At 53.8% G+C, this 12,760-nt stretch carries 11 protein-coding genes; 6 read left to right on the forward strand and 5 right to left on the reverse strand.

The window, feature by feature from the left end:
• Positions 1 to 29: 29 nt before the first annotated feature.
• Entirely contained in the window at positions 30 to 1,286 is a 1,257-nt protein-coding gene (locus ACIQW9_RS00815) for a M20/M25/M40 family metallo-hydrolase (RefSeq protein WP_402331703.1), read from the reverse strand.
• 271 nt (positions 1,287 to 1,557) lie between these two features.
• On the reverse strand, positions 1,558 to 2,358 hold the full coding sequence (locus ACIQW9_RS00820) for an AraC family transcriptional regulator (RefSeq protein WP_402331706.1): 801 nt from the start codon (positions 2,356 to 2,358) through the stop codon (positions 1,558 to 1,560).
• Positions 2,359 to 2,460: 102 nt separating this feature from the next.
• Here ACIQW9_RS00820 and ACIQW9_RS00825 point away from each other — a divergent pair, with 102 nt between their 5' ends.
• Both ACIQW9_RS00825 and ACIQW9_RS00830 read left to right on the forward strand, forming a co-directional pair.
• The gene (locus ACIQW9_RS00825; protein ID WP_402331709.1) at positions 2,461 to 3,675 is read left to right on the forward strand and encodes an MFS transporter; all 1,215 of its coding nucleotides are present in this window, start codon (positions 2,461 to 2,463) and stop codon (positions 3,673 to 3,675) included.
• A gap of 372 nt (positions 3,676 to 4,047) precedes the next feature.
• Positions 4,048 to 4,707, forward strand: coding sequence for a dihydrofolate reductase family protein (locus tag ACIQW9_RS00830; protein WP_402337801.1), 660 nt, complete (start codon positions 4,048 to 4,050; stop codon positions 4,705 to 4,707).
• Positions 4,708 to 4,911: 204 nt separating this feature from the next.
• Here the strand turns inward: ACIQW9_RS00830 and htpG are convergent, their stop codons facing one another.
• Both htpG and ACIQW9_RS00840 read right to left on the reverse strand, forming a co-directional pair.
• Positions 4,912 to 6,840 carry a molecular chaperone HtpG gene (gene htpG / locus ACIQW9_RS00835; RefSeq protein ID WP_402331712.1) on the reverse strand — a complete coding sequence of 643 codons (1,929 nt, stop codon included), beginning with the start codon at positions 6,838 to 6,840 and terminating at the stop codon, positions 4,912 to 4,914.
• A 161-nt stretch (positions 6,841 to 7,001) separates the two neighbouring features.
• The gene (locus ACIQW9_RS00840) at positions 7,002 to 8,462 is read right to left on the reverse strand and encodes a PLP-dependent aminotransferase family protein (RefSeq protein ID WP_402331715.1); all 1,461 of its coding nucleotides are present in this window, start codon (positions 8,460 to 8,462) and stop codon (positions 7,002 to 7,004) included.
• A 122-nt stretch (positions 8,463 to 8,584) separates the two neighbouring features.
• Between ACIQW9_RS00840 and ACIQW9_RS00845 the strand changes: the two genes are divergently transcribed.
• The 4 genes from ACIQW9_RS00845 to ACIQW9_RS00860 all read left to right on the forward strand — a co-directional run bounded on the left by ACIQW9_RS00845 (position 8,585) and on the right by ACIQW9_RS00860 (position 12,040).
• Positions 8,585 to 9,175: a LysE family translocator gene (locus tag ACIQW9_RS00845; RefSeq protein ID WP_402331717.1), complete on the forward strand. Its 591-nt coding sequence runs from the start codon at positions 8,585 to 8,587 to the stop codon at positions 9,173 to 9,175.
• 62 nt (positions 9,176 to 9,237) lie between these two features.
• Positions 9,238 to 10,113 carry a DMT family transporter gene (locus tag ACIQW9_RS00850; RefSeq protein ID WP_402337804.1) on the forward strand — a complete coding sequence of 292 codons (876 nt, stop codon included), beginning with the start codon at positions 9,238 to 9,240 and terminating at the stop codon, positions 10,111 to 10,113.
• Positions 10,114 to 10,303: 190 nt separating this feature from the next.
• Positions 10,304 to 10,762 (forward strand): RidA family protein, encoded by a 459-nt coding sequence (locus ACIQW9_RS00855; protein WP_402331720.1) that lies wholly within the window; start codon positions 10,304 to 10,306, stop codon positions 10,760 to 10,762.
• An 84-nt stretch (positions 10,763 to 10,846) separates the two neighbouring features.
• Positions 10,847 to 12,040 carry a PLP-dependent aminotransferase family protein gene (locus ACIQW9_RS00860; RefSeq protein WP_402331723.1) on the forward strand — a complete coding sequence of 398 codons (1,194 nt, stop codon included), beginning with the start codon at positions 10,847 to 10,849 and terminating at the stop codon, positions 12,038 to 12,040.
• Between the two features lie 112 nt (positions 12,041 to 12,152).
• Here ACIQW9_RS00860 and ACIQW9_RS00865 read toward each other — a convergent pair whose 3' ends face one another.
• On the reverse strand, positions 12,153 to 12,353 hold the full coding sequence (locus ACIQW9_RS00865; protein ID WP_402331726.1) for a hypothetical protein: 201 nt from the start codon (positions 12,351 to 12,353) through the stop codon (positions 12,153 to 12,155).
• Between the last annotated feature and the right edge of the window lie 407 nt (positions 12,354 to 12,760).

A 12,760-nucleotide genomic window follows, 5' to 3' on the forward strand; every position in this document is an offset into this window, starting at 1 on the left:
TCGCAACGACTAATCATTCAAACTGACTCTTAATTCGGTTTCAGAAATTCGATTGCAGTCATTGCAAAAACCCGGACCAATGCATCCAGCTCCTTGGTATCGACATGTTCGTCGGCAGCACCCATGTTGTAAGAGGTCAGCCCGCACACTACTGTCGGAATGCCCACGTATCTGTAATGACGAGCGTCGGATGCGCCAACTCTCATGTTCACCACTGGCCGCTTTCCTAAAACACTTTCACAATTCTTCACCAGAGATTGAATGATCGGGTGATTGACATCTGTCCAGCTCGGTTCATAAGAACGGCGAATCACTACTGAGACGCCCGGATGTTGTTCGATGATTTTGTGTACATTGGCCTCAATGTCCGAGGTCTTTACGCCGACCGGGACACGAATATCGGCCGTAGCTTCTGCACTATCGGATATCAGATTGGAGAGCCGGCCACCCTGGATAGTGCCGACAGTCATGGTGAGATTTTTCAATACCTCTGTTTCACCGGCCCCTGAGTATGATTCGGAAAGTTCACGAGAGGCATCGATTGCACTCGTGACCGATTCAGGCGCGTTGACTGCCTGGCCGCACAAAGCTTTGAGGTCGGCAATAACGTCGAGCAATTTGTCGATGGCACTGTCGCCGTGATGAACGTGCGCAGCATGTGCCGACTTGCCTTTGGCAGACAAATTCAGCCAGAGAATTCCTTTTTCACCGAAGCGAAGCACGTATGGGGAACCAGCATCAGCACTAATCATCGCATCGCCTCTGGCATGCTCGACATTTTCCAGCAGCCATTTCGTGCCTTCAGTGCCCATGCTCTCTTCATCGCCAACAAAGGTTGCGACAACTTCACCCGAGAACAAATGCGTGTTCTTGGCGAGGAAGCGCATTGCCATCAGAATGGCAGCAATACCACCCTTCATATCCGAAATACCTAGACCGTACAGTCTTCCATTCTTCTCTTCGCCCTTTGGATTCGTGGTCCACGCTTGCTCGTTAACCAGCGGGAAAGTATCCATGTGACCGTTAAAAACCAACCGTCTGCCTTCGCTATCACCTCGAACGCGCAGCACCAAATTAACTACGTGAGGCAGAGTTGGATATCGTTCTACTTCGATATTCGGCACATCGGCAATTGCTTGCACAATTGCATCAGCCATCAGATGAGTGTCGCCAGGTGGATAGTGGCTTGGCACGCTAACCAAATGTTTTGCTAGTTGAGCAACAATGGCACTGCATTTGTCGAGTTCAGTATGATTAATTGTCGAGCTGGGTAAAACTGATGCCATAAAGTTCTCCATAGATCTAGTCGTTTTGAGGCTGATTACAGTCTAACCACCGGTATATGGGACGTCCAATGAGTAAAGTAGGGCTGGGTATAAGAAAACTTATGCCTTCAAAAGAATATTTAAGAGCGCGTGCCAATTAATTCTGGCAGATGTCTCTGCGCCGCCTCGACACCTGCGAATATGAATGTCCGTTTTGGGTCGAAAGCAGTCGTCTGTTATCGGCCAATAGCAGATTCTTCGGGTACTTTCTTTCGACGCGCGAATCTCGGCCTCAGTCGTTGCCGCCTTTCAACGCAGCGAAATACTGGGCGGGTGGCCTGCCTAATGATTTTTTGAACATGGTGATAAAGGCCGTGACCGATTCATAGCCTAGCTCCGCCGATACCTGCTGTACCGACATGCCTGCGGCGAGTTCACGCAAAGCGACGATAAGATGTAGTTGTTGCCGCCAGCGGCCAAAACTCAAACCTGTTTCCTTCACGATCAAGCGTGCCAGCGAACGTTCGCTCATCGCTACGCGATCTGCCCATTGCGGCAAGTTGCTGCGGTCCGCAGGATCGCGTACCAAGGCCTGGGCTATGCGGCGTACTTTGGGATCGCTGGATATGGCCCAATGAAGTTGCTCCACTGGCATCCGCGCTAATTCGTCCAGCAGAACGCGCACCAATCGTCGTGTATGGGGATCGTATCCGTCTTGCGGATCGACACTGGCCAGATACAGAATCATCTCTCTTACCAACGGCGAGATGGAGAGCGTGCAGCAAGTGTTCGGCAAATCTATCGCGCCGGGTTCGACAAACAGAAAGCAGATGCGCGCATTGGGAGTGGCGCGGTTGCTGTGCAGCATGCCTCCCGGTATCCAGACCCCGCACTGTGGTGGCACCATCCATAACGCGTCCGACACTTCACACGTCACGCCACCACGCAGGGCCAGCACCAATTGACCTTTGCGGTGCTGGTGAACCGGCATTTCACTTCCGTTTGCAGCGACGTCCACATTCAAGGCCACAGCTGGAAGGTCAATCACGTCGGGATCATAGTTGCTATATGACGCCTGCAGAGACATTTCCATGATTGGCATTTTTTAGTGATTTTTTGTCATTATAACTAAATATTTTTTACATAAATATCTCTACCATGAGAAGTTCATAGAACCATTGCAGGTCCAATTACCATGAGCATTCTCTCGCTAATCAATTTGCGCTCCAAGACTGTCGGTAAGACGCTCTTGATACTTGGCATCCTTTTGATCGCCGCCAACCTTCGTGCGCCCATCACCAGCCTGGCGCCATTGCTCAATCTGATACGCGAGAGCTTCACGCTGAGTGCCGCAGCGGCAGGCATGCTGACAACCTTGCCTCTATTGGTGTTCGCTGCGATGTCCCCCTTCGCTTCCTTGGTCGCACGAGAATACGGCACGGAGCGCACACTGTTCGGTGCCATGCTGTTGGTCGCGGGCGGCATCTTGTTGAGGTCTATGGACGCTGTCTGGTGCCTTTATCTTGGCACATGCATCATCGGTGTCGGTATCGCCATAGGTAATGTGCTGTTGCCCAGCTTACTCAAGCGTGACTTTCCCGATCGTATCGCTACTCTGACTGGAGCCTACTCGTTATCGATGGGCTTGGCAGCCGCGCTTGCCTCGGCCGCGATGGTCCCGCTGGCACACGTTTCCGGCTCCAGCTGGCCATGGGCCTTGGGCGCATTGATGGTACTGCCGCTAGCTGCTTTGTTTGTATGGCTGCCACAGTTGCGGAACCATACGGCGCCGGCGAGCGGCACGTTGACCCCGCCTCATGGCGGCCGGATATGGCATTCTGCGCTGGCCTGGCAAGTGGCTCTATTCCTGGGGCTGAATTCATTTATCTATTATGTCGTGGTCGGCTGGCTGCCAGCGATTCTGGCCGCGGCTGGCTACTCCGCGGCCGAAGCTGGTACCTTGCATGGACTGCTGCAACTGGCAACGGCAATTCCCGGGCTAGTGCTTGGCATTGCCGTGAGGCGCACGCGCGACCAACGCGGCCTGGCAATCGGCGTGTCGCTGCTGACGGCAGTGAGCTTGGCAGGCCTGTTGTGGCTTCCAGGTTGGGCCACGCTCTGGGCTCTGTTATTCGGCTTCGGCGCAGGAGCTACATTCATACTTGGATTGACCTTCGTGAGTCTGCGCTCAAGCAGCGCGCACCAGACCGCGGCGTTGTCGGGCATGGCGCAGTGCATAGGCTATCTGCTGGCAGCGGTTGGACCACCTAGTGTAGGAGCGCTATACGATGCTTTCGCCAACTGGAGCATTCCCCTTATAGGCTGCGCGCTGCTGTCGATAGTAATGGCATGGGTGGGATCCTTAGCGGGCCGCGCGATTCAGATCAAGCCTGCGCCGTCCGTTAGTTAACTTCTGTATATGGACACCAGTGCAAGCGTGTGGTCGGTGTAAGCTAAAAGCAGACATCACTTAAATTCGCTACATATAACTGAAAAATAATCTTCATAACCGACCTATCTAATGCGCTGCTTGCCAGCATCGTGCTGTCCGCTTTGGGTCGAAAGCAGGCAGGCAGCTATTGGCCAAAAGCCGCCAATTGCTCAGACTTATTTTATGATTCGAAGGATTTGAGATGCTGAAACTAGCAGCAAGTTTTTTGTTCGCATTTTGATTTTCCTGGCGAACCCTTGCAGCGAAAGGTGAGCCAGAAGAGCAAGCACAAATTGGGATGGCGGCGTCTTTAGGTGACTAATGAACATTCGTTCAAATGAAGGAATCAGAATGACACGAGTTCGAGTTGAAAGCTTCACGATCTCTATAGATGGATATGGAGCGGGTCCGGATCAAGATATCAATAATCCGCTCGGCGTGGGTGGGACGGGCTTACACCAGTGGTTCATTCCAACACGCACGTTCCAGCGGATCCATGGTGCGGGCGATGGCACGACCGGTGTCGACGACGATTTTGCCGCGCGAGGATTTAAGAACGTCGGAGCGTGGATTATGGGAAGGAACATGTTCGGACCGATCCGGGGCTCTTGGCCCGACATGAACTGGAAAGGCTGGTGGGGAGACAACCCACCCTATCACGTTCCAGTCTTCGTCTTAACGCATCATGCGCGTCCACCTATCCAGATGGAAGGCGGCACGACGTTTCACTTCGTCACGGGTGGTATTGACGAAGCACTAGACCGGGCCCGCGAAGCTGCGAACGGTATGGATGTACGCATTGGAGGAGGAACCAACGTGATTCGACAGTATCTTCAAGAGGCTCTCATTGATGAACTGCATATCGCGATCTCGCCGATCCTGCTCGGCGGGGGCGAGCGCTTGTTCGATGGGACGGACTTGCGAGTTCTAGGATATGAATGCGTCGAGTTCGTAGGATCGGAGAAGGCAACCCATGTTGTACTCCGGCGCCGGAAGGCCAATGACGCCTGACAAATCAATTAACTACACGCCTGCGGCGCAGGACGACATACATTGCGCTTCGCTCCGTTTTGATTCCGGGAAGCGCCAGAATTAAATTGCCGCTTTGGGTCGAAAGCGGACGGCCAGAAAACAAGAAATTTCCATCAATGACCTTTACAAAAAAGGCCACGCTATTGCTAGCGCGGCCTTTTTCTTAGTGTCTGAAAAGCAGAATTACTTGCTTGCCAACCCCAGCAACATCTCATTCAAACGCTTAACAAATCCAGCCGGATCGCTCAGGTTGCCGCCTTCAGCCAGCAAGGCCTGATCGAACAGGATATTCGACCAGTCGTCGAACTTTGCCTCTTCGTATTTCAAACGCTGCACCAGCGGATGATCCGGATTGATTTCCAGAATCGGCTTGGCATCCGGCGCATTTTGACCGGCCGCTTTCAGCATGCGCAGCAGGTTGCCGGACAGTTCGTTTTCATCCGCTACCAGACAAGCCGGTGAATCGGTCAGGCGGAAGGTGACACGTACTTCCTTGGCTTTGTCGGCCAATGCGGTCTGCATCTTGCTGACCAGTTCTTTGTACTGGTCTTCGGTTTCCTGATGCTGCTTCTTTTCGGCTTCGTCTTCCAGCTGGCCCAGATCGAGATCGCCTTTGGCTACCGATGCGAGTTCCTTGCCTTCAAACTCTTCGAGGTAAGACAACATCCATTCATCGACGCGATCGGTCAGCAACAGCACTTCGATGCCTTTCTTGCGGAAGATTTCCAGGTGCGGGCTATTCTTCGCGGCGTTGTACGACTCGCCGGTTGCGTAGAAGATTTTGGTCTGGCCTTCCTTCATGCGCGAGACGTAATCGGCGAACGAGACGGTTTGCGCATCGTTGTCATTGTGGGTCGAGGCAAAGCGCAGCAGCTTGGCGATACGCTCCTTGTTGGTCGCGTCTTCGCCCATGCCTTCTTTCAGCACTTGACCAAACGCGTTCCAGAAGGTGGTGTACTTGTCTTTCTTTTCTTGCTCGTCGGCGTTTGCCAGTTCTTCCAGCATACCCAGCACGCGCTTGGTCGAGCCTTCGCGGATGACTTTGACGTCGCGCGACTCTTGCAGAATTTCACGCGACACGTTCAGCGGCAGATCGGCAGAATCGATCACGCCCTTGACGAAGCGCAGATAGACCGGCATCAGTTGTTCGGCGTCGTCCATGATGAAGACGCGCTTGACGTACAGCTTGATGCCGCCACGCTTGTTGCGATCCCACAGGTCGAACGGTGCCTGCGACGGGATGTACAGCAATTGTGTGTACTCGCTGCGGCCTTCGACGCGGTTATGCGTGTAGGTCAGCGGTTCGCCGAAGTCATGCGACACGTGTTTGTAGAATTCGGTGTACTGCTCAGGTGTGATGTCGTTCCTGTTGCGCGCCCACAATGCGCTGGCCTGATTGACCGTTTCCAGTTCCTCGGTAACGACGGTTTCCTTTTTCTCTTCGTTCCATTCTTCCTTCTGCATCACGATAGGCAGTGAGATGTGGTCGGAATATTTGCGGATGATGGATTTCAGTTTCCATGACGACAGGAACTCGTCCTCGCCTTCGCGCAGATGCAGGATGATGTCGGTACCGCGCGTTGGTTTGTCGATTGCTTCGACGGTGAAGTCGCCTGCGCCTTCGGATTCCCAGCGCACGCCTTCATTGGCTGCTGCGCCGGCGCGACGGGTTTCCACCGTGATGCGGTCCGCGATAATGAAGCCGGAGTAGAAGCCGACGCCGAACTGGCCGATCAGCGCTGCATCCTTTTGCTGGTCGCCGGAGAGTCGCGAGAAAAATTCCTTGGTGCCGGATTTGGCGATGGTGCCCAGATGTTCGATGGCGTCGTCGCGCGTCATGCCGATACCGTTATCGGAAATCGTGATCGTGCGTTTTTCCTTGTCGAAGCTGACTTTGATTTTCAGTTCGGCATCATTTTCAAACAGCGCGCTATTGTCGATTGCTTCGAAGCGCAACTTGTCTGCGGCATCGGATGCGTTGGAGATCAGTTCGCGCAGGAAAATTTCCTTGTTCGAATACAAGGAGTGAATCATCAGTTGCAGCAGTTGCTTTACTTCAGCTTGAAAGCCCAGGGTTTGTTTTTCTGGATTTTTTTGTTCGGAAACGGCCATTTTGTCCTCAAGAATCAAAAAATAAAGGGAAATACTGTTGAAAGTCTGACAGCGAGAGCTGCTGTGCTTATTCGCAACCCGCAATGATGTTGCTTCGCGAGGCGCAGGTCAATCCAGACTTCCAAAACGTTTGCTTGGAAATTGGGGCGTAATCGCCAATTTCAAGATTGACCTATCTCGCGCTCCAGGAAGGGCAGGATGCCGGGGTCGGCCATCGCAGCGACGTTGAAGCGCATATTGGTCGACGGTAGTTGATTCGGCGAAAACAGGCTGCCGGGCGCCAGCAGATAACCTTGTTCCATCGCTCTCTCGGTCAGCGCATTGCTATCGCAGCCGACATCGGTCCAGACGAACATGCCGGCCGGTGTGCTGATATTGATCTTGATGCCTATGCGTTCCATTTGCCGCACCGTCTTGTCGCGCACCGCATCCAGCTTGTTGCGCAGGCGGTCGACGTGTTTGCGATAGTGTCCTTCAGACAGGATGCGATACACCACGCGCTCGGTAATTTCGGTCGTGGTCAGTGTGGTCAGCATCTTGCGATCGCACAGATGCTTGGCGATTTCCGGCGAGGTGGCGATGAAGCCGACACGCAAATTGGCGGCCAGTGTTTTGGAAAAACCGCCGAGGTAAATCACGCGATTCAACTGATCGAGTGCGGCTATGCGCGTGGCCGGCTGTACGGTGGTACCGGGATGCATATCGCAATAGATATCGTCCTCGACGATCATGAAATCGTATTGCTCGGCGATTTTCAGCACCTGAAACGCCTTGGCGGCGGAGAGTGAGGTCGAGGTCGGATTGTGCAGGACGGAATTGATCACGAACAGTTTGGGACGGTGCAGCGCAGCCAGTTCTGCCAGTTGCGCGATATCCGGGCCGTCGGGCAGACGCGGGATGCCGACTACTTTTGCACCCAGCATTGCAAATGAACCGAACATCAAAAACCAGGCAGGGTCATCGACAAAGATGGTATCGCCCGGCTGTATGTAATGACGCGCGACCAGATCCAGTGCTTGCGTCACGCCCAAGGTGGTGACGAACTGATCGGGCGTTGCGGAAATTTCCAGTTCGGCGAGTTTCAATTGTAGTTGCTGGCGCAGCGGCAAAAATCCTTGCGGATTGCCGTATTGCAGCGGCAGCTTCTGCCGGCTGACGGCGCGCAAGGCATTGGCGACCAGATCGGCATCCAGCCATTCGTTGGGCAAGAGGCCGACGCCCGGCATTTGTTGCGGTGGCAATTGACGGAACATATTGCGCACCAGCCAGACCACATCGACTGGCTGTCGTGCGGTGTTGGTACGTTGCGCGCGTGGCGACAGCATGGGCGTGCGGTCGCGCACATAGAAACCGGAGCCGCGGCGCGACTCCAGCAAACCACCGGCGACCAGACGATCATAGGCTTCCACCACGGTGAAGCGCGATACCTTGTGCTGATCGGAAAATTGGCGGATCGAAGGCATGCGTGCGCCGGTGCGCAACAATTTATCGTCGATGCGCGCAGTGACCAGTTGCACGATTTGCGCGATCAGCGAACCGCCGGTTTCGCGCGATAACAGTGGGCGAGGCGGCTCGGTATTGGGCGCAGAGGCGGCGTTATTTGGTTTAGCTGTATTGGTCATTTTGCCATGACAGTTAGGAGATTAATTCCTTAAGTGTACTGGTACTGTATTGGTTTTGTCGATTACGATGTTTTGACGATAAAAACAGCAAGGCCCAGGGCTTTGCATCCTCTTGGAACAATATGGAATCTTTGCTGCCGCTTTGCCTCTTCGCCTTCGTCTCCTCGATCACGCCGGGGCCGAACAACATCATGCTGACTTCATCCGGTATTCGTTTCGGTTTTGTGCGTTGCATTCCGCACATGCTGGGCGTTGTCTGCGGTTTTGGTGTGATGCTGGCACTCTGTGCGCTTGGTATCGGCAGTTTGATTGTGGCGATGCCTGCATTGCATATCGTGTTGAAAACAATCGGCTCCACTTATCTGATTTATCTGGCGTGGCAGTTGCGCAGCATGGCATTCAGTCAAAGCGAGGACGATAGCGGGCGTCCGATGTCCTTTATCGGAGCCACACTTTTTCAGTTCGCCAATCCCAAGGCATGGGTGATGGCGGTGACCGGCGCTTCCGCCTTCCTGCCGCCCATGCAGCCGGCATGGTTTGCGATTGCCGTGTTTTGCCTGGTATTCAGCGTGATCAATTTGCCGTGTATAGGCATATGGGCAGGCACCGGCGCCATGCTGCGACGTTATCTGACGCAGGCCAAATGGCAGCGATTGTTTTGTGCAGTCATGATTGCCTTGACCTTGTATTCAGCCCTGGCGATCTGGTCATGAGTGCGCATGACAGCCAGAGCGCACTCGCCAGCACAGTCAGCAATGCTAAAGTGCCGACGATGATGACATCTGAAACCAAAGGAATGTGGCTGGGCGCTATAGGCATTGCCATTTTTAGCCTGACTTTGCCATTCACGCGCATGGCAGTTGCAGAATTAAATCCGGTATTGATGGCGCTCGGTCGTGCGGTTGTCGCTGCCTGTTGCTCCGTGCTCTTGCTGTGGTGGACCAACGCACCACGTCCAACGCGCTCGCAAGTGAAATCGCTGTTCATCATTGCCTCGGGTGTCGTGGTTGGCTTCCCGGTGTTCTCGTCGATTGCGATGAGCCAGATTTCCGCTTCACATGGCGCGATCATTCTGGGTATTTTGCCGCTGGCAACGGCCTTGTTTGGCGCCTTGCGTTTTGGCGAGCGGCCATCAATCGGATTCTGGATTACTGCATTGATCGGTAGCGCGCTGGTTGCCGCGTTTGCATTGGACGAGGGCGGCGGTTCCTTTCAATGGGGCGATCTGGCGATGCTGATTGCGGTGATTGCTGCGGCGATGGGATACGCGGAAGGCGGTCGCCTGTCAGAAACGATGGGCGGCCAGCAAGTGATTTCATGGGCGCTGGTATTGTCCATGCCGATAGTGTTGCCGGTGACGATCTGGCTCGCCTTGCATTACGGCGTTCAGGCATCGGCCAGTGCATGGGTCGGATTTGCCTACGTTTCATTGTTCTCGATGTTTATCGGCTTCTTCTTTTGGTACAAGGGTTTGGCTTTGGGTGGAATTGCACGTGTCGGACAGGTGCAATTGATACAACCGTTTCTTACACTGCTCGGTGCGGCGGTGATTCTGGGAGAGCTGCTGGAGTGGCGCACTTTTCTGTTTGCACTTGCCATTATTGCCGTCGTGGCAATAGGAAGGAAAATGCCGATCAAGCGCCAAAATTGAATATAGATATCCTCTTGTACGCTGTGCAGCGTCGATAGTTGGGAAGGAAAGCCGAGGATTTGAGATAATCCCGAGTATTCTTTCCGTGAGCGTCGGAAATCTGATGGCATGTAGCCAACATCGGGTTCACGGACATCTGTTAATGGCCATTCCTGCATTGCATGGAATGGCATCAATTTTTGGAGCACTTATGTCTTTTTACGACAAACTGAAAGCATTGAATATCGAATTGCCTGCCGTCGCGACGCCTGCTGCGGCTTACGTCATGTACGTACAAAGCGGCAACACGGTTTTCCTTTCAGGCCATATCGCCAAAAAAGACGGCAAGCCGTGGGTTGGACAGTTGGGCAAGAATATCACGACCGACGAAGCCAAACTGGCAGCACGCGGCGTCGCCATCGATTTGATCGCCACCTTGCAGGCAGCATGCGGCGGCGATCTGAATCGCGTCCAGCGCATCGTCAAGGTCATGAGCCTGGTCAATTCGACTGGCGACTATACCGAGCAGCATCTGGTCACGAATGGCGCATCGGAATTGTTCGGTGAAATATTCGGCGCACAAGGCGTGCATGCTCGTTCCGCATTCGGCGTGGCGCAAATTCCATTAGGTGCCTGCGTGGAAATCGAATTGATCGCGGAAATCAAATAATCCGTAACGCTAATAGTAAAAATGCATGAACCGGTTAATCCGGGCCTGCCTGTCATCACATCGCAGTCATAAAACATCGCAATAATGAAAATCGAAAATCCAACGCCTATCAAATGGCAATTCGCTCAGCGTGCAGAACAACTGCAAAGCTCGGTCATCCGCGAGATCCTGAAAATCACGATGCGTCCGGACATCATTTCCTTCGCCGGCGGTTTGCCGTCGCCGGAAACTTTCCCGGTCGAGCACATGAAGACGGCGTTTGATACCGTGTTGTCGCAGCAGGGCAAGATCGCGTTGCAGTATGGCCCCAGCGATGGTTACGCGCCCCTGCGCGAATGGATAGCCGATTCATTGTCGATACCCGGTGTGACGATTGCGCCGGATCAGGTGCTGATGGTGTCCGGCTCGCAACAGGCACTGGATTTGCTCGGCAAGGTATTGATCGAAGAGCACAGCAAGGTACTGGTTGAAACGCCAAGCTACCTCGGTGCCTTGCAGGCTTTCTCGGTTTATCAACCTGAATTCGTTTCGATTCCGACCGACGATTTTGGTTTGTTGCCGGAAGAAGTTGAAAAAATCGCAGACGGCGCGCGTCTCTTGTATGCGTTGCCGAATTTCCAGAATCCTACCGGCCGCACGATGTCGGTCGAGCGTCGTTTTGCGCTGGTGGAAACCTGTGCACGTCTCGGCTTGCCATTGATCGAAGACGATCCTTACGGCGCGCTCAGCTATCGCGGCGAACCGCTGCCGAAAATGCTGACGATGAATCCGAACGGCGTGATTTATCTGGGATCGTTTTCCAAGGTGCTGACGCCGGGCATACGTCTCGGCTACGTGGTGGCGCCGGTACCGCTGGTGCGCAAGCTGGAACAGGCCAAGCAGGCTGCTGATCTGCATACTTCGCAATTGACGCAGATGGTGGTGTACGAAGCGATCAAGGATGGTTTCCTGCAGAAACACATTCCATCGATACGCACGCTGTACGCGAACCAGTGTCAGGTGATGCTGGATGCTTTGGCCGAGTTCTTCCCGGCAGGAGTGAAATGGAACAAGCCGGAAGGCGGCATGTTCATCTGGGTGACGCTGCCTGCACATATTGATGGCATGGCTTTGCTGGAAGAAGCGATTGCGCAGCATGTTGCATTCGTACCGGGTGCGCCTTTCTATGCGAACGAGCCAGAGAAGAATACGCTGCGGTTGAGTTTTGTCACGGTGCCGCCGGAGAAAATCCGTGAAGGCGTGGCCAAGTTGGCGAAATTGATTGCAGCGAAAATTTGATTGATCGCATGCAAAAATAAAACTGGCCGCTGCCGAAAGGAGCGGCCAGTTTTATTTTGTGGATTTAATTGGATAGCTATTTTTGCGCAGGTTATGCATTCAGGCTGTTTTGTTAGAGTTTATTGATAGTTAATGCTGTTTTTTCTTCGATGAGAGTCAGTTGCCGGGGGGTAGCCCGGCGGCTACTCACTTTTCTTGTTTCGCCAAGAAAAGTAAGCAAAAGAAGGCGACCGCGAAGCCGCTGGCCCTGCGGGCTTCCCAGTGCTGCGCCGCCAAAAATGGGAAGTGAACGAAACTCGCTGCGCTCAGACAACGTTCACTTCTTGATCCATTTTCGGCATCGCATCACTGGCAGCGTCACAGCGGGACGACACGCTTCCTCGCCTTCGGCATCGGGGGCTTGATGCACGGGTGCTAAATTGTTAGTCAGTGTTTTTGGATATTGCCAAATACATCGGGCTTGTCGCAATTCATCACCATCGTAGCTTTTGGTTCGGCAATGCCGAAGGCGAGCCGGACCTGCAGCTTCCGCTGTGACGCTGCCGTTTGTGACGTGCAGAAAATGGAAAGAGAAATGGGCGTTGTCTGAGCGTAGCGAGTTTCGCCCGTTTCCCATTTTTTGCGCGGCACAGACGGGAACCCGAAGGGCAGTGGCTGTGCGGTCGCCTTCTTTTGCTTACTTTTCTTGGCGAAGCAAGAAAAGTGAGTAGCTGCCGGGCT

This window comes from Herminiimonas sp. NPDC097707, from assembly GCF_044761395.1.
Taxonomy (GTDB): domain Bacteria; phylum Pseudomonadota; class Gammaproteobacteria; order Burkholderiales; family Burkholderiaceae_D; genus Oxalicibacterium.

Excerpts from the sequence above, each read along its gene's own strand:
- ACIQW9_RS00815 (WP_402331703.1), bottom strand. The coding sequence starts at position 1,286 with ATGGCATCAGTTTTACCCAGCTCGACAATTAATCATACTGAACTCGAC.
- ACIQW9_RS00820 (WP_402331706.1), bottom strand. The coding sequence starts at position 2,358 with ATGGAAATGTCTCTGCAGGCGTCATATAGCAACTATGATCCCGACGTG.
- ACIQW9_RS00825 (WP_402331709.1), top strand. The coding sequence starts at position 2,461 with ATGAGCATTCTCTCGCTAATCAATTTGCGCTCCAAGACTGTCGGTAAG.
- ACIQW9_RS00830 (WP_402337801.1), top strand. The coding sequence starts at position 4,048 with ATGACACGAGTTCGAGTTGAAAGCTTCACGATCTCTATAGATGGATAT.
- htpG (WP_402331712.1), bottom strand. The coding sequence starts at position 6,840 with ATGGCCGTTTCCGAACAAAAAAATCCAGAAAAACAAACCCTGGGCTTT.
- ACIQW9_RS00840 (WP_402331715.1), bottom strand. The coding sequence starts at position 8,462 with ATGACCAATACAGCTAAACCAAATAACGCCGCCTCTGCGCCCAATACC.
- ACIQW9_RS00845 (WP_402331717.1), top strand. The coding sequence starts at position 8,585 with ATGGAATCTTTGCTGCCGCTTTGCCTCTTCGCCTTCGTCTCCTCGATC.
- ACIQW9_RS00850 (WP_402337804.1), top strand. The coding sequence starts at position 9,238 with ATGACATCTGAAACCAAAGGAATGTGGCTGGGCGCTATAGGCATTGCC.
- ACIQW9_RS00855 (WP_402331720.1), top strand. The coding sequence starts at position 10,304 with ATGTCTTTTTACGACAAACTGAAAGCATTGAATATCGAATTGCCTGCC.
- ACIQW9_RS00860 (WP_402331723.1), top strand. The coding sequence starts at position 10,847 with ATGAAAATCGAAAATCCAACGCCTATCAAATGGCAATTCGCTCAGCGT.